Here is a 19,137-nt window from a genome sequence, read left to right as displayed (position 1 = left end):
CAGCATTGTCCTGTCACGCATAGCTGGCAAGATAGCCCCAGGCCCCTTGAAAGGAGGCGCAGGCGCCCAAGGCCGGGTGTTCCAGCGCTGTCAGCAGATGAACAATGCACACTCGGTGAGCTTCGGCCCCTATACCTTTCATCGTGATCAACGTCTGGTCAGCAAGACCGGCCAGCCGGTGCCATTGGGTGGGCGTGCGCTGGATATCCTCGCGATACTGTTGGAGACGCCGGGGCAATTTGTCAGCAAGGACACTTTGATCGGCCGGGTCTGGCCGAACAGCGTGGTGGAAGACAATAATTTGCGCGTGCACATCGCCGCCCTGCGTCGTGCGCTGGACGGACAACGCTATATCCTCAATGAACCGCAACGCGGCTACTGCTTCGTGGCGCCGTCACCGGTGCCGTCACCGCGGCCTCGGCACAATCTGGCCGCACGGCTCAGCCCAGTGATCGGCCGCGACGAACTGCTGGGCAGCCTGGTGCGACGCCTGGGCGGCCAACGGCTGATGATGCTCACCGGCTGCGCCGGCATCGGCAAGAGCACCCTGGCACTGGCGCTGGCCGAACGGGTGTTGCCGCGTTATCGCGATGGCGTGTGGTGGCTGGACCTGGCAACTGTGCAGGCGCCGAACCGGTTGCTGGACTACCTGAGCGAAACCCTGCACCTCCAACCCTGTGTCGGCGCCCATGCACTGTGCGAGCAATTGGCCGCCCGGCAACTGTTGCTGGTGCTCGATAATGCCGATTTGTTGCTGGGCGCCTGCCGTCATCTGGTGCATACACTGCAAGCCAGGGCGCCTCTGGTGAGCGTGCTGCTGACCAGCCGCGAAACCTTGCAGGTGCCCGGCGAATGGGTGCACCACGTGCCACGGCTGGCGCTGCCGACATCGGCTGACCGGGGTGGTGTCGAGCAGGCCATGCTGTATCCGGCCCTGCAATTGTTTGTGGCGCGGGTGCGTGCCGGTCAGCAGGGATTTGTACTGCGGTCTGAGGACCTGGCGCCGTTGTGCGATATCTGCCGGCGTCTGGACGGCATCCCGCTGGCGCTGGAACTGGCGGCGGCCCAGGTTGAAGCCCTGGGAATACGCGGGTTGCAAAAGCAGTTACACAACGGCGTGCAAGTGTTAAGGCGTGGCCGACGCACGGCGGTCGAGCGCCATCAGTCGCTGACGGCGGCGCTGGATTGGACGTATCAACGCCTGAGCCTGCCGCAGCGTTGGCTGTTCCTGCAATTGGCGCTGTTCAAAAGCGCGGTGACGTTGCCGGCCTTGACCGAACTGGTGGCCGGCACTGAACTTGCGCACGCCGACCTGGCTTACCTGCTGGCACGCCTGGTCGCGATGTCTTCCCTGGTGGTCGAGCCCGGCCCCGGCCCGCGGCGCTATCGGCTGCTCAACAGTGTGCGCAGCTACGCCCTGGCGCAGCTGCGTGACCCGTTGCAGGTGGCGCGTTTGCAGCAGGGCTATGGGCATTATCTGGGGCCATTTTCAGGCCGGCCGTTTGTCCTGCAACTGGTCGAGCAGGCTGCGCACGCGGACTAGATCCTGGGTGGCATAGCCTTCGGTAAATTGCCCGTAGACCGAATTCAACAGCTCACGTGCTGCCCGCACACGGCCCTGGCTTTGCCACAGGCAAGCCAGTGAGGTCGCGCAGCGCAACTGCCAGGCCAGTGCGCCTTGCTCGTGCGCCAAGCCCAATGCCTCCAGCAGCAGCGATTCGCGCGCGCGCAGGTCGGGCAGGGCCTCGGCGCGCACCCTGAGAATCTCGGCCGTGCACCAACCGGCCGCGCCGTTTCTGGCGCGCTCAAATACCGTGTCATCTACCTGCGCGGCATTGAAGGTCACCAGTATGTCCTGAACCAGGCCCAGGCCTTGCAATGTCGCATGGGGTGCGGTGCCCTCGTAATGCCGCGCCCAGGTATGAAACAACTGCACCGAATGTTTCTGTGAGTGTTCCAGCAGCATCGCCAGCAGCGCGTGCGCCGCGCCGCTGCCACCGTTGTAGTGGGCAATCGGTACGCTGGCCAGGGCCAGGGTGTAGCAGATAGAGGTGCCGTGGTTGATCTGCAACGCCAGCTCCAGCGCCTGGTTTGCCATTCGTGCGGCCCGCTCTGGAAACCCGCGCAGCCACAGGATGCGCGCCAGCACCGTCAGCGACGCCACACTCTGGTCGTATTGCACGCCAAAGCCATGGGTGAAACGGTTGAGATGGCCGCTGTGGGCCATGCGCTGTAGTACTTGTTCGGCATTGTGCAGGGCCAGGACCTGGTTGCCCGCGAAATGCTGGGCCAGTACCCGTAAGCGCTGGGCACTCAAATCCAGCAGCGGATCGGTGCGCGGGTCGAGGCGGTCGAACTGCATGCTCTGCTCCAGCGCCTCACGGTAGCGGCCGGCACACAGGTTGACCGCCATGTGCCCGGAGACGGCTCGCAACTGGCCCCCATTGTCTTGGAGCGCTTGCGCCAGGCGCCGGGCCGCCACAAACGCAGCGATGGTCTGCGGTGCGCCGCCCAAGGCGTGATAGGACAGGCTGCCCAGGGCCAGTTGCAGTTGCATGGTCAACTGCGTGCAGGGCGCGCCCGATTGCGGCATCAGCGCCAGGGCCTGGTCTACGTACAGCCCATGTTCGCGCAGCAGCGACAACTCCTGCCACAAGGGCATGGCGCTGACCGTCAGGCGAATGCCAAGCAGGTGCGCGCCGTGTTCGCCCAAGCCCCAGTCGAGGGCGGCGCGAATGTCCTCGCGCAACGGCGCATAACGGTTGATCCACAGCTCGGTGGCAGTGAATTCCCAGTCTTCCCGCGCCTGGTCCATCAGCGCCAGACAGCGCGCCGCATGGCGTTCGCGTGTGCTGTCGAGTTCAGCTGCGTGGTCGAGCTTTTCCAGGGCATAGCTGCGGGTGACATCCAGCAGACGATAGACCATGTCATCATCGCCGGCCTCGACGTTGAGCAGCGACTTGGCCACCAGTTGGGTGATCGAACCCAGCACTTCGGCCGGTGCGATCTGCTCCCCGGCGATCACCGCCGCCGCGCTTGCCAGGCTGAACCCGCCGCGAAACACCGCGAGGCGGCGCAGGCAGATCTGTTCGCAAGCGGTGAGCAGGTTAAAACTCCAATCCAGCGTGGCGCGCAAGGTTTGCTGGCGGGGCAGGTCGCTGCGCAGGCCACGGTTGAGCAGGCGCAGATTGTCCTCCATCTGCACCAGCAAACCCGGCAAGCCGAAGCGCTCGATCTGTGTGGCGACCAATTCGATTGCCAGGGGAATGCCGTCCAGGCGCTTGCAGATCTCGATCGCCAGGGGCAGTTGCGCCTCGCTGAGCTCAAAACTGTCCTGGTGCGACATGGCACGCTCGATCAGCAGTTGCAAGGCCGGGTAGCCGAGGGCCTGGGCGCGGTTCCCGGTGGCGGGTGGGCAGGCCAGCGGCTCCAGGCGTTGCACGTACTCGCCCTCGGCGCGCAGGGCTTCGCGGCTGGTGGCCAAAATGTGCAGGTGTGGCAGGTGACGCAGTAAGGTTTCGCTGATCAGCGCGATGTCGTCCAGCAGGTGTTCGCAGTTGTCGATCACCAGCAGCAACTGCCGCGCGTGCAGGCTTCGGGCCAAGGTCAGCAGCGGGTCATGTTCGGTGGGTGCGAGATGGAGCAGGGCGGCCAGGTTGGGCAGGATCATTGACGGCGCGCTGAGCGGCGCCAAATCCAGCAGGTGAATGCCGTCGCGGTAATGGCCGATCAATAATTCCGCCACACGCAGCGCCACGGTGGTCTTGCCGATACCGCCCGCGCCGGTCAGGGTGATGAAACGTTGCTGCGGCAGTTGCTGCACCAGTGCGTCGATCAACACTTGGCGGCCAATCATCCGCGTACGGCGCAGCGGCAGGTTATGGCCCTGGTTGTGGGGAATACCGTCGATGGCTGTCGTCATCGGTTCAATGCTCAGGGGGGCGACAAAGCTGTAACCGCGCTGGGCGACGGTGACGATATAGCGCTGCCCGGCCTGGCCATCGCCCAGGGCCTTGCGCAACGCGGCCATATGCACACGCAGGTTGCCGTCTTCGACCACCGTTTTGGGCCATACCCGCGTGATCAGTTCCTGCTTGCTCACCACATTGCCGGCGTGCTCCAGCAAAATCAGCAAGATTTCTAGCGCGCGTCGGCTCAGGCGCAAGGGGCGGCCAGCCTCCAGCACCAGGCGCTGGCGCGGGTGGACACGGTAGGGACCGAAATGCACGGCCTGGTCGTTGAGGTCACGCATAGTGGCCCCTGTTCAGGAAAAGAGTTTGGCCAGCATATTCCAGGCCGGTGCAGACCACTAGGCTGCAATCACCTGTGATTTTTGACGGATGTGGTGACTTCGCCAGGTCATCGGGTTCACGCCCTCGCTGCGCGTGAACATATGGCAGAAGTGCGCCTGGTCGCAGAAGCCGCATTCGACGCTGATCTGGGTCAGGCTCAGGGACGATCCGGTGATCAGTTCCTTGGCCCGCTGAATGCGCTGTTGGCGAATCCACTCCTGGGGCGACAGCCCGGTGGTGCACTTGAACGCACGGGAAAAATGGCTGCGCGACAGCGCACAGGCCTGCGCCAAGTCGGCAATTGCCAGGCTTTCGCCGAGGTTGGCGAGGATCAGTTGCTTGGCAACTCGCTCGCGCCGGGGGCACAAGCCACCGGTGACGCCAAGGCGAGGGGCACAGTCATCAAGTCGGGCCATGACAAATATCCGTAGTCGATGGGAGCGTTCCCGGTGAATGGATGCAGTGTAGACCGCTGTATTTTTGGCGCCGGGCCGTCTGGCTGGCGAGTTAATCGTTGTTAATTTCGCCAGGTGCGCGCCCGGAAAAGACAGCACAGGCATGCAATCGTCGATCCGTGCGACATGCTTACCTGACGGCCTGATAACCGTTTGGATACCGCCATGAACCGCAACGACCTGCGCCGCGTCGACATGAACCTGTTGGTGATTTTCGAGGCGCTGATGTTCGAGAAGAACCTGACCCGGGTCGCCGAAAAACTCTTCATGGGCCAGCCGGCCGTGAGTGCCGCGCTCGGGCGCCTGCGCGACTTGTTCGACGACCCATTGCTGCTGCGCAACGGGCGCGGCATGGAGCCCACGCCACGGGCGGTGGCGATACTCAAGGAGCTGCAACCGGCGATGGACACCATTTCAGGCGCGGTCAGCCGCGCCAAGGATTTCGACCCTTCCACCAGTTGCGCGGTGTTTCGAATCGGCCTGTCCGATGATGCCGAGTTCGGTCTGTTCCCGCCGTTGCTCAGCCAGCTGCGCGAAGAGGCACCGGGGATCATCGTGGTGGTACGCCGCGCCAATTACCTGTTGATGTCTTCGTTGCTGGCCAGTGGCGAGATTTCCGTGGGCGTCAGCTACACCACCGAACTGCCGGCCAATGCCAAGCGCAAGAAGCTGCGGGACATTCCCTGCAAGGTGCTGCGCGGCGACGACGGCGCGGCGCCGTTGACACTGGATGACTACTGCACGCGGCCCCACGCTATGGTGTCGTTCTCGGGGGACTTGAGCGGCAATATCGACCTTGACCTGGCGCGCATCGGCCGGGCGCGCAGGGTGGTGCTGGCGGTACCCCAGTTCAGCGGCTTGCGCGCACTGTTGGCGGGCACGCAAATCATCGCGACAGTGCCCGACTACGCCGCCTGTGCCTTGACCGAAGGCACGGTGCTGCGCGCCGAGGACCCGCCGTTCGCAATTGAAGCCTCGGAATTGTCGATGGTCTGGAGCGGCGTGCATGACAACGACCCGGCGGAGCGCTGGTTGCGCTCGCGCATCAGTGAGCATATGGCGCGTGTGGCGTGAGCGCGCCAGGCGAAACAGCACAAACATCCAATTCCTGCCCCCCGTTCCCCGCCAGACTCCCCCCATCGCTTAGCTTTCCAGGGGGAATCACACCGTATGGACCCGACACCTGAAACCAGCCCCGACGAAGTCGTCACCCTGGTCGTCAAACACCTGATCAAGGCCGGCCGTGAAGCCGATTACGAGGCCTGGCTGCGGCGCATCGTGCGCATCGCCGGCGAGCGGCCCGGCCACCTCGGTGTGGATGTGGTGCGCGGCAAGCAGGGCGGGCAAGCACTGTTTACCTGCGTCTTGCGCTATCGCTCCACCGACGCGCTGCAACGCTGGCTCGACTCCCCCGAACGCCAGGCGCTGATCGCTGAAGCGGCGCCGATGCTGGCCGACGGCGACAAAACCGAAATCGGTGCGGCTAATGAGTTCTGGTTCGCGCCACTGGCCGACAGCGCCGCCAAACCGCCGCGCTGGAAGCAGGCGGTGGTCAGCCTGTGCGTGATTCTGCCGCAAACCCTGCTGCTGCCGTTTATCTGGGGGCCGATCCTGCGTCTGCACCCGTTCCTGTCCAACTATGTGGTTTCCACTTTTTTGGTGACCCTGACCATTGTGTTGCTGGTGGTTTACCTGCTGATGCCGGCCGCCACCCGCCTGTTCGCTCCCTGGCTTGAAGCCTCTGTAAAGGACACCCTATGAACGCCGATCTGATTCTGTTCAATGGCCAGTTCCACACCGTGGACCGCGAAAACCCACGGGCCACTGCGGTCGCAATCCACAAGGGCCGCTTTGTCGCGGTCGGCACCGACGGCGAGGCCATGGCCCTGCGCGGCAGCGGCACCCAGGTCATCGACCTCAAGGGCCGCACCGTGATCCCCGGCCTTAACGACTCGCACTTGCACCTGATCCGTGGCGGGCTGAACTACAACCTTGAACTGCGCTGGGAAGGCGTGCCGTCACTGGCCGATGCGTTGCGCATGCTCAAGGATCAAGCCGATCGCACGCCGACGCCGCAATGGGTGCGTGTGGTGGGGGGCTGGAACGAATTCCAGTTCGCCGAAAAACGCATGCCGACCCTGGAAGAGTTGAATCAGGCCGCGCCAGATACGCCGGTGTTCGTGCTGCACCTGTATGACCGTGCCTTGCTCAACCGCGCCGCCCTGCGCGTGGCCGGTTACACCAAGGACACGCCGAACCCGCCGGGCGGCGAGATTGTGCGCGACAGCAACGGCAACCCCACCGGCATGCTGGTGGCGCGTCCCAACGCGATGATCTTGTATGCAACCCTGGCCAAGGGCCCGAAACTGCCGCTCGAATACCAGGTCAATTCGACCCGCCAGTTCATGCGTGAACTCAATCGCCTGGGCCTCACCAGCGCCATCGACGCCGGCGGTGGTTTCCAGAACTACCCCGATGACTACGCGGTCATTGAACAACTGGCCAAGGACCAACAGCTGACGGTGCGCATCGCCTACAACCTGTTCACCCAAAAGCCCAAGGAAGAACTCAGCGACTTCAAGCACTGGACCGGCAGCGTCACCCTGCACCAGGGCGACGATTACCTGCGCCACAACGGCGCAGGCGAGATGCTGGTGTTTTCGGCGGCGGACTTCGAAGATTTCCTTGAGCCACGCCCCGACCTGCCGTTGACCATGGAGCAGGAACTGGAACCGGTGGTGCGCCATTTGGTTGAGCAGCGCTGGCCGTTCCGGCTGCACGCCACGTACGACGAATCCATTTCGCGCATGTTGGATGTGTTCGAGAAGGTCAACCGCGACATTCCGTTCAATGGTCTGCCGTGGTTCTTCGACCACGCCGAAACCATCACGCCGAAAAACATCGAGCGCGTCCGGGCCTTGGGCGGTGGTATCGCGATCCAGGACCGCATGGCGTTCCAGGGCGAGTATTTTGTCGAGCGCTACGGTGCCAAGGCCGCCGAAGCCACGCCACCGATCAAGCGCATGCTGGCCGAAGGCGTGCCGGTAGGGGCGGGCACCGACGCCACGCGGGTCTCGAGCTACAACCCCTGGACTTCGCTGTACTGGATGGTCAGCGGCCGTACCGTCGGCGGCCTGGAGCTGCACGCCGAAGGCCTGCCGCGCCTCACCGCGCTGGAATTGTTCACCCACGGCAGCGCCTGGTTCTCCTCGGAGCAGGGCAAGAAGGGCCAGATCAAGGTAGGCCAGTTGGCGGATGTGGCGGCACTCTCGGCGGACTTCTTCAGCGTCGATGAAGAAGCCATCAAATGGATCGAGTCGGTACTGACCGTGGTCGGCGGCAAGGTGGTGTACGGCGCCGGCGACTTCGAAGATTTCGCCCCGCCCCAAGTACCGGTGCTGCCGGACTGGTCGCCGGTGGTCAAGGTGCCGGGGCACTGGCGCCCAGGTTCAGCGGTGCAAGCTCAAGTACACCACTGCAGCGGACCGTGCGGCGTGCATGCCCACGGCCATGAAAAAGCGCGGCTCTCCAGCGTACCGGTCAGCGATTTCCAGGGTTTCTGGGGCGCGTTTGGTTGCTCGTGCTTTGCCTTCTGATTTTAAAAACACCCAAAGGAGTTCACCCATGACTTACAAGCGCTTGAACAAAGATGACGCCGTTGTATTGCTGGTCGATCACCAGACCGGCCTGATTTCCCTGGTGCAAGACTTCTCTCCGAACGAGTTCAAGAACAACGTGTTGGCCCTGGCCGACGTGGCCAAGTTCTTCAACCTGCCGACCATCCTCACCACCAGTTTTGAAAGTGGCCCTAACGGTCCGTTGGTTCCGGAACTCAAGGCGCTGTTCCCGGACGCGCCTTACATCGCCCGCCCTGGCCAGATCAACGCGTGGGACAACGAAGATTTCGTCAAGGCCGTCAAGGCCACCGGCCGCAAGCAGATCATCATTGCCGGCGTGGTAACGGATGTGTGCGTCGCGTTCCCGACCCTGTGCGCCCTCGCTGAAGGCTTTGAGGTGTTCGTGGTGACCGACGCCTCGGGTACCTTCAACGAAACCGTGCAACAAGCCGCTTGGGCACGCATGACGGCCGCCGGCGCGCAACTGGTGAACTGGTTCTCTGTCGCCTGTGAGCTGCAAGTCGACTGGCGCAACGATATGGAAGGCCTGGCCAACCTGCTGTCGCCGCGCATTCCGAACTACCGTAACCTGATGAACAGCTACTCGGCGTTTACGGCCAAGTAAGCTGCGTTTGAAGGGGTAGATTAACCCTGTAGGAGGGGGTAAGCCCCTCCTGCATTTAATTGTGTCGTAGCGGCTGACAGGCTATAAACCAGCCAAATGTCCACCGAGAAGCGACAATGAACCCCTTCGAAGACATGCGCCTGTTTTGCCAGGTCATGGAGTCCGGCAGCTTCACCGCCGCGGCCGAGCAATTGGGCTTGTCCAAACAATTCGTCAGCCGCCGTCTGATCCAGCTGGAAGACCGTTTGGGCGTACGCCTGCTCAACCGCTCCACGCGTCGGCTGGACGTCACGCCACTGGGCCAGAGTTATTACGAATCCGCTTTGCGCCTGCTCGGTGAAGTCGAGCAAGTGGAGCAGGGCATTGCCGGCCAGAACAGCGAACCGCGGGGCACGATTCGGCTCAGCGCGCCGTTGTCGTTTGCCATGGCCCATCTGGGCTGCCTGTTGCCGCAGTTCCTGCAACGCCACCCGCAGGTGTCGGTGGAAGTCGACTTGAGTGATCGCCCGGTGGACCTGATCGGCGAGGGCTACGACCTGGTCTTGCGCATCGGCACGCTGGAAGACTCAACCCTGATTGCCCGGCGCATCGCCAGTGTGCAGCGAGTGTATTGCGCCAGCCCTGATTACCTCGCCGCCAAGGGTACGCCGCTCAGGCCTGAAGACCTGGCCGACCACGACTGCCTGCCCTACGGCCATGGCCGCCAAGTGCAATGGCGCTTCAAAGGCAAGTTGCAGGCGCTCAATGTCAGTGGACGCATGCGCGTAAACAATGGCGAGTTGCTGCGCGACACTGCGATCGCCGGGTTGGGCGTCACTTATTTGCCGACCTTTATCGTCGCCGAGGCCTTGAAGGACGGGCGTTTGGTAACCCTGCTGGACGACTTCGCCCCCGAGGCCCTGACCTTGTCGGCGGTGTACCCGCAGCACCGGCAAAGTTCGCGGCCAGTGCAGGCGCTGGTGGAGTTTTTGCGCGAACGCCTGGCCAGCGGTTGCTGACCCACACGCATCTATTGTGAAGACTGGCTTATGTGGGAGCCAGCTCCCACACATATTCAAGGGGCGACAAGATTGGCCAACGTTGAACCTTGCACATACCGCTCCAGATTCGCCAGGAACGTATCGGCAATCTCCTGCTGGCTGTTGGTCGAAATCGCCGAGGTATGCGGCGACAACCGCACCCGCGCATGGCTGTACAACGGGTGGCCCTGCGGCAGTGGCTCAGGCTCGGTCACATCCAGCGAGGCCAGGCCGATCTGACCGTTATCCAAGGCTTCCAGCAGGGCCTCCTGATCCAGCAAACCACCGCGCGCAATATTGATCAGGTGCAATCCCGGCTTGGCGCTGCCGAGCACATCGCGGTCGACAATATGCCGCGTGGCCTCGGTGAGCGGCGCCGCCAGCACCAGGTGGTCGGCGCGGGCAAACAGGTCGTGGATGTCCTTGGCGGCCTCAACATGGTCCACCTCAAAGGGGGCCTGGCTCTGGCGCAGCGCAACCACGTTGATCCCCAAGGCCTGGGCTTTTTGCGCCAGGCTCTTGCCGATCGCACCAAAGCCGAGAATGCCCAATGTGCTGCCCTTGAGCGGGCGCAGCGCGGTGAATGTCCACTGGGCATCCTTCACCCAGATAGCCGGCAAATGCTTGGCCGCCGCAAAGATCGCCGCCAGGGCGAACTCGGCAAGGTTATCGGCCGCGCTGCCCCGTGAGGTGGTCACTGGCGGGCCGTTGAACAGCCACTGCGGGTAGAAGTCGATGCCCGACGACACCAGGTGTACCCACTGCGCGCCATACGGCCAGCCCGGCGGCGGAGTATCGGGCGCGGTGTAGCCGCGCACATTGATAGGGCGCAGCAGCAGGATATTGGCTTGCGGCGGCAGGTCGCTGGGCACACCGGCCGGCACGCCGATCACCTGGGCATGGGGGTGGATCGAGGCAAGGCGTTCGCGCAATACCTGGTTGTAATCTTCGTCCAGCTGGCTGGCGATAATCACCTGACTCATGAGCGTTCCTTATTCATTGTTGCGCACGTTGAGCGAACACTGCTTTACCCACACCTTGCAGCACCGCGTCGTTCTGCGGCGTATGCACGCGGCTGCACAGCACGTCGCGGTAATGCCGTTGCAGCGGGCTATGGCGCGACAGGCCAGGGTTGCCCGAGGCTTCGATGGCCAGCTCCACGGCGCGGATCGCATTGCCGGTCACCAGGTATTTAAGCTGCGCCGCATTGGCGGCTGGCGTGTGGCCCTGGGCGGCGGCCTCGAGCAGGCTGCGGTTGGCAAACAGCAGGGTGTCGATATGGCCGACGGTTTCCTGAAAACGCGGCAAGCTCGACAGCGCGGCGCCGAGGTTGGACGGCTTGCGCTGCTCCAGCCAGTTCACCAGCCAGTCCCGCGCCGCCTGGGCCACGGCGTCGTACACCGACGACAGCAGCACCGACATCCACAGGAACCCCTCGCCATCCAGCTCAGGTTGCGGTGCGCTCCAGGGGCTGACGCTGACGGCATGGTCCAGCGGCACCAGGACATTATCGAGCACCACTTCGTGGCTGCAGGTGGCGCGCATGCCCAGATGGTCCCAGGTGTCGATGATGCTCACGCCGGGGCTGTTTTTCGGCACCAGCCAGGCGCCCACCAGCGGGTCGGCATCATCACTGCGCGCCCACACGCTGAACCAGCTCAGGCCGTGGCTGCCGGTGGAGTAAATCTTGCGGCCGCTGATGCGCCAGCCGTCGGCGGTGCGCACCGCCGTGGTCGCCGGCAGCCCGCCACGGGCCGGGGTGCCCAGGTCAGGTTCGACGCGCAGCGCATTGATCAATGCACCGTTGCGCACGGCGTCTTCGGCGACCTGCACGCGCAGGTGCTGCGGCCAGGTTTTGCTGTCTTGCAGGCGTGTGTGTTGCAGGTACTGCATCACCAGAATCAGCGCGGTAGACGGCTCGCCCCTGGCAATCGCGCTGATGGCCTTGCGCGCCTGCGCCAAGCTGGCGCCACCCCCACCCAGGGCCTTGGGCACGGTGAGGGCGACCAGGCCATGTTCATGCAGCCGCTTGAAGTTGGCGTGGGGGAAGGCGCCGCTTTCGTCATACAGGTGCGCGCTGCTGGCCAGCTCGGCGCTGAGGCGTTCGAGCAGGGCGTCGAATTGCGCCGCCCCGTGTGGGAGCTGGCTTGCCTGCGAAGGCGGTGTATCAGCCACCCGCAAGGCAGGCCCAGAGACCGCTATCGCAGGCAAGCCAGCTCCCACCTTGGCTAGTCGGTTGAGAGGTTCACTCATGCCAGCGCTTCCTGTTGCACTTCCACTTCGCTGTACCGATTGGTCGGCACCTCCAGCCCCAGGTTGTCGCGCAAGGTCTGGCCGCTGTATTCGCTGCGAAACAGCCCGCGTTGTTGCAGCACCGGCACCACCAGTTCGGTGAAGTACTGCAAGCCATCGGGCAGTACCGAGTTGATGATGAAACCGTCGCTGGCGCCGGACTCGAACCAGGTTTGGATGGCATCGGCAACCTGGTCCGGAGTGCCGACAAACTCGCGCTTGGGCCGCGAAAAGCGCAAGGCCACTTCGCGCAGGGTCAGGCCTTCGTCCCTGGCCAGTTGCTTGATACGGTCAGAACCGCCTTTCTGGCTGTTGCTGCCCAGGTCGCCAAGTTCCGGGAAGGGTTCGTCCAATGGGTATTGGCTGAAGTTGTGGTCGTTGAAGGGGCGGCCCAGCGCCACAATCGCATCTTCGACGGTGACCAGATCCACGGCCTGCTGATAGCGGCTTTCCACCTCGGCGGCATCGCGCCCGACAATCGGACGAATGCCCGGCAAAATCGACAGGCTGCCCGCATCACGGCCAAAACCCTTGGCGCGGCGTTTTAAATCAGCCGAGTACGCCTTGGCTTCTTCGAGTGTCTCCACATGCACAAAAATCGCATCGGAATGCTCGGCGGCAAAGTTGCGCCCATCTTCAGAGGTGCCCGCCTGGAAAATCACCGGCTGGCCCTGACGCGAGCGGGCGATGTTCAGCGGGCCTTTGACCGAGAAAAACTCGCCCTTGTGGTTCAGCGCATGCAGCTTCTCGGGGGTGAAAAACTCGCCGCTCTGCTTGTTGTAGGCAAAGGCGTCGTCTTCCCAGGAATCCCACAGGCCCTTGACCACGTTCAAGTGTTCCTTGGCGATGCGGTAGCGCACGGCGTGGGGCGGGTGCTCGGCTTTGCCGAAGTTGTCGGCGGTGCCGCTCAGCCAGGAGGTGACCACGTTCCAGCCGGCGCGGCCGCCGCTGATATGGTCCAAAGAGGCGAACTGGCGCGCCACCTGGTAGGGCTCGGTGTAGCTGACGGTCACGGTGGCGACCAGGCCGATGTGGGTGGTCAACGCGGCGAGGGCCGAGAGAATGGTCAGCGGCTCGAAACGGTTGAGGTAATGCGGGCTGGATTTGGCGTGAATGTGCAGGCTGTCGGCGATAAACACGAAGTCGAACTTGGCGCTTTCGGCCAACTCGGCCTGCTGTTTGTAGAAGCCAAAGTTGGTACTGGCATTCGGTTGCGCCTGCGGATGGCGCCATTCGCCCCAGCCGTGACCGACACCGTGGACCATAGCGCCCAGTTTCAGATGACGTGGCGTGCTCATGTGCGGCTCCTTGCTTAGCGCGATGCTTGGGAAGTGGGAAAACGTTCGGCGTTAAAGCTCGTGTCGAAACCCTGGGACACGTCGATGCGCTTGGGCAGCAGGCCTTCTTGCTGATAGGTGTCGGCGGTGGCTTGCAGGCCCTTGATCACGCTGTCGTCAATCACCACGGGGTTCAGTTGCGTGTCTTTGGCCACCTCCAGGTGCACCGCCAAGGGCAGGCCGGTAATTTTGGCTTGGGCAGCGGCGTATTCATCCGGGTGTGTGTTGGCCCAGGCGTAGGCACGGTCGACGCGGGCCACGAAGTCATCCAGTTGCGGGCGTTTGTTGGCGATGGCCTGGCTGGTGGCGGCGAAATACAGGTGGTTGCTCAACAACTGTTTGCCGCTGACCAGGACGCGGGCGTGGCTTTGTGAGGTGACCACCGTGGTGTAGGGATCCCAAGTGGCCCAGGCATCAACGGTGCCGTTATCGAGTACCAGCCGGGATTCAGCGGGCAGCAGGAAAATGAATTGCACATCCTTGGTCGTCAGGCCTGCGCTGGCCAAGGCCCTGATCGCCAGGTAGTGCCCGATGGAGCCGCGTCCGGTGACAATTTTTTTGCCCTTGAGGTCGGCGGCCGTCTTGATCGGCGAGTCCTTGGGCACCACCAGGGCGGTGGTGTTGCGCCCTTCGGCGTGGATGATGCTGACCACCTTGAGCGCGGCCCCGGCGCCCAAGGCGAACACATACGGCGCGTCACCGAGGGCGCCAATATCGACGGCGCCCGCGTTCAGGGCTTCGCCCAGCGGCGAGGCGGAAGGGAACTCCGACCACTGGATTTGATAGGGCACGTTGTTGGTTTCGCCCGAGGCTTCCAGCAATGCCTTGATCGTGGATTTCTGGTTGGCCACGCGTAGCGGTTGCAAGTCGGCGGCGTGTGCAGTGCTGATCAGGCCGAGGGCCAGGGCGCTGCTCAGCAGCAGGTGTTTGAAGGGCGTGCTAAAGACCATGATGGATAAATCCCAGGCAAATTGAAAAAGTGTGGGTTACCTCCGCCTGGCAAGGGGTCGGTGCGGCCTGCCCCGGTGTGGGGCAGGCGTGAAGGTGGTTCAGATCACGTAGAAACCGTGGGTGCCATCGCGTGCCAGCTGGTCGACCAGGCCGAATTCCCAGTCCAGATACGCCTGCATGGCTTCCTTCGGGCTGTCGGTGCCTTCGTACGGTCGGCGATAGCGGTCGATACGCGGTGACGCGAGATGGGTTTCGCCTTCTTCCAGCGGTAGCTTCTCGGCGATCCAGTTAAGCGTGCCCCCTTGCAGCAGGAATACCGGCTTGCCGGTGATGGCTTCGACTTCGGCGACTGCCAGGCGCGCCAGTTGGCTGGTGCCGCAGGTCAGCACATAACGTTCGGCGGGTGGCACCTTGGCCAGGGCGTTGGCCAATTGCGCACGCAAGGCCCAGAAGGCACCGGGGATATGGCGTTTGACGTAGTTGACGCTGGGGGTGAAATCCAGCACCGCCGTGTCGCCATGGGGCAGCCACTCGGCCAGGGTGTGGGGGCTGATCAGTTCGGCCTGCAAGGGTGCCGGCACCGGCGCTACCCAGGCGCCTTGTTCGCTGAAGTTCGCCGCTTGCAGGTCGTCCAGCACGTACACCTCCCAGCCCAATTGCGCGAGCCATGAGGCGGACATGTTCGCCCGCACGCCGTCGTCATCGGCCAGCACCAGGCGCGCGCCGCGCACGCTGGCCACGTGGTCGGTTTCCTGCACCAACTGGCCGCCCGGTGTGGAGCGCGCGCCCGGCAAGTGGCCGGCTTCGAATTCCTCCGGCGTGCGCACATCGAACAGGTAGGTGGTGCGCTTGGGTTCTTGCTGCCAGCGTTGCAGGTCGGCGAGCGTGGCGCGGCCAACCCGCGCCTTGTCGGCCACGCTGCGCGCATCCCGTGCGGCGATCTGGCGGTGTTCTTCGCGGGTCGGCGCAAAGCGGCGCGCTTGGCCATGGGCGAGTTTCTGCCCGGCCAGGGTCCAGCCGATGGTGCCGTTGCGCAGTGCCGACACCGGGTTGGCGATGCCTGAGTTGATCAGCGACTGCGTGCCGATAATGCTGCGGGTACGCCCGGCGCAGTTGACGATGATACGGGTGGCCGGGTCCGGTGCCAGTTCACGGGCGCGCAGCACCAGTTCGGCACCCGGCACACTGATGCCGGTAGGAATGCTCATGGTCTGGTATTCGTCGAAGCGGCGCGCGTCGAGCACCACCACATCGGCCTGGCTGTCGAGCAGCGCCTGCACTTCTTCGGCGGCCAAGGAGGGCGTGTGGCGCTCACTCTCAACCAACTCGCCGAAGGCTTTGCTCGGTACGTTGACGTCGATAAACAGCTCGCCACCGGCGCGGCGCCAACCGTCCAGGCCACCTTCGAGCAAGCTGACCTGGGTGTAGCCCAACGCAACCAGGCGTGCGGCGGCACGTTCGGCCAACCCTTCGCCATTGTCATAGACCGTCACTTGGGTATCGCGACGGGGAATGCGCGCATACACCTCCAGCTCCAGCTTGGACAGCGGGATATTCGCAGCGAACAGCGGGTGCGACTCGGCAAAGGGCGCTTCTTCGCGTACGTCGACCAAGGCGACTTCTTCACGGTCCAACAGGGCCTGGCGAATCTGGGCGAAGCTGCGGTTCGATACGGTGGTCATAGGGCAGGGCTCTTTTCTTTGGACAAATCCCAGATGTTCGGGAGGTAGGCGTTGGAATAACCGGAGATAAACAGTTTCTCGCTGCCGTTGGGCTGATACACCGCACGGCGCACGGCACCAATATTGGCGCCGTACACGTGAATGCTGATCGACACCTGGTCGCTGTGGGCATTGCTGACCTGATGGATATCGCCGATTTTGGGCGACACCGCCTCAACCTGGCCGGGCAGCAGTTGAACCGGTGTGCCTTCGGCCACCAGGCTGCCATCGGGCGCACGCTCAAAACCCTGGGAGAACTCCGCACCACGCAACATGCCGATCAGGCCCCACACCCGATGGTCGTGAATCGGCGTGCGCTGGCCCGGCCCCCAGACAAAGCTGACGATGCTGAAACGCTGGCGCGAATCGGCATGCAGCAAAAATTGCTGGTAGCGCTCGGGATCCGGTTGGGCGTACTCGTCGGGCAGCCAGTCGTCATGGCTGACCAGTTGCGCCAACAGCTTGCCGCCACGGTGCAACAGGTCGCCTTCGCGCGGGTTGCCGTCGATCAGTTCCGCCAGGGCGCCTATAAAGGCTCTGAGTCTTTCGGGGTGTCGGGACTGGGTCATGGCAATTCCATCATGGCGGTTATGGGGATGGCTTGATGGGTTTATATAAGCATAATGTTTATAGTTAATATGCTATTTTTTAATGATTAGCTTATAGCTTTAGGTAATTTAGAACCGGTCTGAATAGCGTTAGACGTTATCGATCACAGCGCAGGCTATCCAGACCGCCGTGTGGCAACTATGCTTGCCACACATCTTAATGACTGTTCTCTATGTGCGGCCCAAATGAAAATTGACGATATCGATGCCTTTGTCGAAGTGATTCGTTGCCAGTCCATCAGCCACGCCGCCGAGTCGTTGCAATTGACTCAACCGGCCATCACCCGCCGCGTGCAGAACTTCGAGCAGGCGCTGGGCGTGGAGCTGTTCGACCGCAACACCAAGCCGCTCAAACCTACGCTGATCGGCACGCGGGTGTATGAACAATGCCGGTTGATCCTGCGCGAGATGGATGCCCTGCGTGAGTTGGTGGCCACCGATGCGCCGCCCACCGGCGTGTTGCGCCTGGGCGTGCCGCAGACCATTGGCGATGTGGTGCTGCTGGATGCGCTCAAGCATTTGCGCAGTGAATACCCCGACTTGCGCGCCCAGGTCGCCACGGGTTGGGGCAGCCAACTGGTCGGCAAGATCGAGCGCGGCGAGCTGGATGCGGCAGTGGCGTTGTTCCCGGCGGGCAAGATCTTCCCGGACAACATTGTCGGCGAGTCAATCGGCAAGATGGAGTTGGTGGTGGTGTGTGCCAAGGCACAGTTGCCGAAAAAGCCCTGCAAGTTGGCTGATGTGTACCAGGGCGGCTGGATTCTCAACCCGGATGGCTGTGGTTTTCGTGCCGGGTTGCAGCGCACCTTGTCCGACCAGGGTTTGGCGCTGCGAGTGAACCTGGAAACCTTTGGCACCGAATTGCAACTGGGCCTGGTGGCGGACGGCCTGGGCCTGGGGCTGGTGCCGCGCCCGCTGCTGGAACGCAGCGCGCACCTTGAGCAACTGGCGGTGGTGCCGCTCAAGGACTTCAAACCGGTGATGGATTTGTGGCTGATCTACCCGCACTTCCTGGGCAACCTGCAAGGGCCGGTGGATGCGTTTGGGACGCTGGTGGCGGCCTCTTTACACAAGATTCGCAACGCTGCGTGAGTGCAGACTGATCGTTCCCACGCTCTGCGTGGGAATGCCTCCTGTGACGCTCTGCGTCACGCTTTGGGACGCGGAGCGTCCAGGGCTGAATTCCCACGCGCAGCGTGGGAACTATCTATGTGGTAGCTGGTTTTTTTATAAAAAAAAATAATAATTAGCTTAGATTAAAATGTGATTTTTATTATTTTTGGCCATCCCCTAGGCTGACTGGAAGTCCTTAAGGCCATCCAGGAAGTTTTGCCATGAGCAGCGTCACCTCGCTTTCCAGTGTTTCCAGCAACGTCCGCCAGCGTGTCACGCCAGAAGAGTGGGAGGTGCGCGTCAAGCTGGCGGCGGCCTATCGGCTGGCGGCGCTGTATAAGTGGACCGATCACATCTACACGCACTTCTCCGCCCGTGTGCCGGGGCCGGATGAGCATTTCCTGATCAACGCCTACGGGCTGTTGTTCGATGAAATCAACGCCTCCAACCTGGTCAAGGTCGACCTCGACGGCACGATTGTCGACGACCCGACCGGCCTGGGTATCAACTACGCAGGTTACGTGATCCACAGCGCCATCCACGGCGCGCGTCATGACCTGCAAGCGGTGCTGCACACTCACACCCGCGACGGCATTGCGGTGTCGGCACAGAAGGATGGCCTGCTGCCGATCTCCCAGCACGCCATCGCGTTCTCCGGGCGCGTGGCGTACCACGGTTATGAAGGCGTGGCGTTGGACCTGGATGAGCGCGAGCGCTTGGTGGCTGACCTGGGCGATAAGAGTGTGATGATTTTGCGTAACCATGGGCTGTTGACTGCCGGTATCAGCGTGGAACACGCCTTCCAGCAACTGCAAGGGCTGGAGCGCGCGTGCAATATCCAGATCGCGGCGCAGGCAGGCGGCAATGCCGAGCTTGTCTTCCCGCCGGCAGAGGTGGTGGCCAAGGTGGAGGAGCAGGCCAAGGTGTTCAGCAATGGCGCAGGGCCGGGTGTGGTGCGGCATTGGAATGCGTTGATTCGGCAGTTGGAGCGTACGGATACCGACTACAAAAACTGAACCCATGCTTGACGCCAAACTCCTGTGGGAGCTGGCTTGCCTGCGATGGCGGTGTAACAGTCAAGATTGATGTTGACTGAGACACCGCCAT

General features: G+C 62.9%; 16 protein-coding genes. 8 read left to right on the top strand and 8 right to left on the bottom strand.

The window, feature by feature from the left end; genetic code table 11:
• The first annotated feature begins 97 nt into the window (after positions 1–97).
• Positions 98–1,543 carry a winged helix-turn-helix domain-containing protein gene (locus HBO23_RS14140; protein ID WP_186354706.1) on the top strand — a complete coding sequence of 482 codons (1,446 nt, stop codon included), beginning with the start codon at positions 98–100 and terminating at the stop codon, positions 1,541–1,543.
• Here HBO23_RS14140 and HBO23_RS14135 read toward each other — a convergent pair.
• Positions 1,490–4,252: a winged helix-turn-helix domain-containing protein gene (locus HBO23_RS14135; protein WP_170038573.1), complete on the bottom strand. Its 2,763-nt coding sequence runs from the start codon at positions 4,250–4,252 to the stop codon at positions 1,490–1,492. The two genes, HBO23_RS14140 and HBO23_RS14135, sit on opposite strands and share 54 nt — an antisense overlap.
• A gap of 57 nt (positions 4,253–4,309) precedes the next feature.
• Positions 4,310–4,708, bottom strand: a complete 399-nt coding sequence (locus tag HBO23_RS14130; RefSeq protein ID WP_017137753.1) for an AraC family transcriptional regulator — start codon at positions 4,706–4,708, stop codon at positions 4,310–4,312.
• A 204-nt stretch (positions 4,709–4,912) separates the two neighbouring features.
• Here HBO23_RS14130 and HBO23_RS14125 point away from each other — a divergent pair, with 204 nt between their 5' ends.
• From HBO23_RS14125 to HBO23_RS14105, 5 genes are all read left to right on the top strand, one after another.
• Positions 4,913–5,821 carry a LysR substrate-binding domain-containing protein gene (locus HBO23_RS14125; protein WP_017137754.1) on the top strand — a complete coding sequence of 303 codons (909 nt, stop codon included), beginning with the start codon at positions 4,913–4,915 and terminating at the stop codon, positions 5,819–5,821.
• A 96-nt stretch (positions 5,822–5,917) separates the two neighbouring features.
• Positions 5,918–6,508, top strand: coding sequence for an antibiotic biosynthesis monooxygenase (locus HBO23_RS14120; protein WP_017137755.1), 591 nt, complete (start codon positions 5,918–5,920; stop codon positions 6,506–6,508).
• Positions 6,505–8,343, top strand: a complete 1,839-nt coding sequence (locus tag HBO23_RS14115) for an amidohydrolase (protein ID WP_170038571.1) — start codon at positions 6,505–6,507, stop codon at positions 8,341–8,343. Before HBO23_RS14120 ends, HBO23_RS14115 begins: the two co-directional genes overlap by 4 nt.
• A gap of 28 nt (positions 8,344–8,371) precedes the next feature.
• A complete protein-coding gene (gene ycaC, locus HBO23_RS14110; RefSeq protein WP_017137757.1) occupies positions 8,372–8,989 on the top strand; it encodes an isochorismate family cysteine hydrolase YcaC in 618 nt (205 codons plus the stop codon).
• A gap of 116 nt (positions 8,990–9,105) precedes the next feature.
• Positions 9,106–9,987, top strand: a complete 882-nt coding sequence (locus tag HBO23_RS14105; protein WP_170038569.1) for a LysR family transcriptional regulator — start codon at positions 9,106–9,108, stop codon at positions 9,985–9,987.
• Positions 9,988–10,043: 56 nt separating this feature from the next.
• On the opposite strand, the gene HBO23_RS14100 is transcribed toward HBO23_RS14105, so the two are convergent.
• The 6 genes from HBO23_RS14100 to HBO23_RS14075 form a co-directional block, all read right to left on the bottom strand.
• Entirely contained in the window at positions 10,044–10,991 is a 948-nt protein-coding gene (locus HBO23_RS14100; RefSeq protein WP_170038567.1) for a D-isomer specific 2-hydroxyacid dehydrogenase family protein, read from the bottom strand.
• A 13-nt stretch (positions 10,992–11,004) separates the two neighbouring features.
• Positions 11,005–12,261 (bottom strand): acyl-CoA dehydrogenase family protein, encoded by a 1,257-nt coding sequence (locus HBO23_RS14095; RefSeq protein ID WP_262378187.1) that lies wholly within the window; start codon positions 12,259–12,261, stop codon positions 11,005–11,007.
• The gene (locus HBO23_RS14090) at positions 12,258–13,598 is read right to left on the bottom strand and encodes an LLM class flavin-dependent oxidoreductase (protein WP_170038565.1); all 1,341 of its coding nucleotides are present in this window, start codon (positions 13,596–13,598) and stop codon (positions 12,258–12,260) included. The genes HBO23_RS14095 and HBO23_RS14090 overlap by 4 nt, the downstream gene beginning before the upstream one ends.
• A gap of 14 nt (positions 13,599–13,612) precedes the next feature.
• A complete protein-coding gene (locus HBO23_RS14085; RefSeq protein ID WP_170038563.1) occupies positions 13,613–14,587 on the bottom strand; it encodes an ABC transporter substrate-binding protein in 975 nt (324 codons plus the stop codon).
• Between the two features lie 99 nt (positions 14,588–14,686).
• Positions 14,687–16,270 (bottom strand): rhodanese-related sulfurtransferase, encoded by a 1,584-nt coding sequence (locus tag HBO23_RS14080; protein ID WP_170038561.1) that lies wholly within the window; start codon positions 16,268–16,270, stop codon positions 14,687–14,689.
• Complete coding sequence (locus HBO23_RS14075) at positions 16,267–16,878, bottom strand: cysteine dioxygenase (protein WP_170038559.1); 612 nt, start codon at positions 16,876–16,878, stop codon at positions 16,267–16,269. Before HBO23_RS14075 ends, HBO23_RS14080 begins: the two co-directional genes overlap by 4 nt.
• A 225-nt stretch (positions 16,879–17,103) precedes the next feature.
• On the opposite strand from HBO23_RS14075, the gene HBO23_RS14070 reads away from it, so the two are divergent.
• Positions 17,104–18,009: a LysR family transcriptional regulator gene (locus tag HBO23_RS14070; RefSeq protein ID WP_017137765.1), complete on the top strand. Its 906-nt coding sequence runs from the start codon at positions 17,104–17,106 to the stop codon at positions 18,007–18,009.
• 242 nt (positions 18,010–18,251) lie between these two features.
• Positions 18,252–19,046 (top strand): class II aldolase/adducin family protein, encoded by a 795-nt coding sequence (locus tag HBO23_RS14065; protein WP_170038557.1) that lies wholly within the window; start codon positions 18,252–18,254, stop codon positions 19,044–19,046.
• The last annotated feature ends 91 nt before the right edge of the window (positions 19,047–19,137 follow it).

This window comes from Pseudomonas sp. WS 5532 (genome assembly GCF_012985445.1).
GTDB lineage: Bacteria > Pseudomonadota > Gammaproteobacteria > Pseudomonadales > Pseudomonadaceae > Aquipseudomonas > Aquipseudomonas edaphica.
Note: the sequence above shows the minus strand (reverse complement) of the source record. Positions and strands in the feature narration are given on the sequence as shown.

Excerpts from the sequence above, each read along its gene's own strand:
- HBO23_RS14070 (WP_017137765.1), top strand. The coding sequence starts at position 17,104 with ATGAAAATTGACGATATCGATGCCTTTGTCGAAGTGATTCGTTGCCAG.
- HBO23_RS14140 (WP_186354706.1), top strand. The coding sequence starts at position 98 with ATGAACAATGCACACTCGGTGAGCTTCGGCCCCTATACCTTTCATCGT.
- HBO23_RS14135 (WP_170038573.1), bottom strand. The coding sequence starts at position 4,252 with ATGCGTGACCTCAACGACCAGGCCGTGCATTTCGGTCCCTACCGTGTC.
- HBO23_RS14125 (WP_017137754.1), top strand. The coding sequence starts at position 4,913 with ATGAACCGCAACGACCTGCGCCGCGTCGACATGAACCTGTTGGTGATT.
- HBO23_RS14090 (WP_170038565.1), bottom strand. The coding sequence starts at position 13,598 with ATGAGCACGCCACGTCATCTGAAACTGGGCGCTATGGTCCACGGTGTC.
- HBO23_RS14115 (WP_170038571.1), top strand. The coding sequence starts at position 6,505 with ATGAACGCCGATCTGATTCTGTTCAATGGCCAGTTCCACACCGTGGAC.
- HBO23_RS14075 (WP_170038559.1), bottom strand. The coding sequence starts at position 16,878 with ATGACCCAGTCCCGACACCCCGAAAGACTCAGAGCCTTTATAGGCGCC.
- HBO23_RS14095 (WP_262378187.1), bottom strand. The coding sequence starts at position 12,261 with ATGAGTGAACCTCTCAACCGACTAGCCAAGGTGGGAGCTGGCTTGCCT.
- HBO23_RS14105 (WP_170038569.1), top strand. The coding sequence starts at position 9,106 with ATGAACCCCTTCGAAGACATGCGCCTGTTTTGCCAGGTCATGGAGTCC.
- HBO23_RS14100 (WP_170038567.1), bottom strand. The coding sequence starts at position 10,991 with ATGAGTCAGGTGATTATCGCCAGCCAGCTGGACGAAGATTACAACCAG.
- HBO23_RS14080 (WP_170038561.1), bottom strand. The coding sequence starts at position 16,270 with ATGACCACCGTATCGAACCGCAGCTTCGCCCAGATTCGCCAGGCCCTG.
- HBO23_RS14120 (WP_017137755.1), top strand. The coding sequence starts at position 5,918 with ATGGACCCGACACCTGAAACCAGCCCCGACGAAGTCGTCACCCTGGTC.
- HBO23_RS14065 (WP_170038557.1), top strand. The coding sequence starts at position 18,252 with ATGAGCAGCGTCACCTCGCTTTCCAGTGTTTCCAGCAACGTCCGCCAG.
- ycaC (WP_017137757.1), top strand. The coding sequence starts at position 8,372 with ATGACTTACAAGCGCTTGAACAAAGATGACGCCGTTGTATTGCTGGTC.
- HBO23_RS14130 (WP_017137753.1), bottom strand. The coding sequence starts at position 4,708 with ATGGCCCGACTTGATGACTGTGCCCCTCGCCTTGGCGTCACCGGTGGC.
- HBO23_RS14085 (WP_170038563.1), bottom strand. The coding sequence starts at position 14,587 with ATGGTCTTTAGCACGCCCTTCAAACACCTGCTGCTGAGCAGCGCCCTG.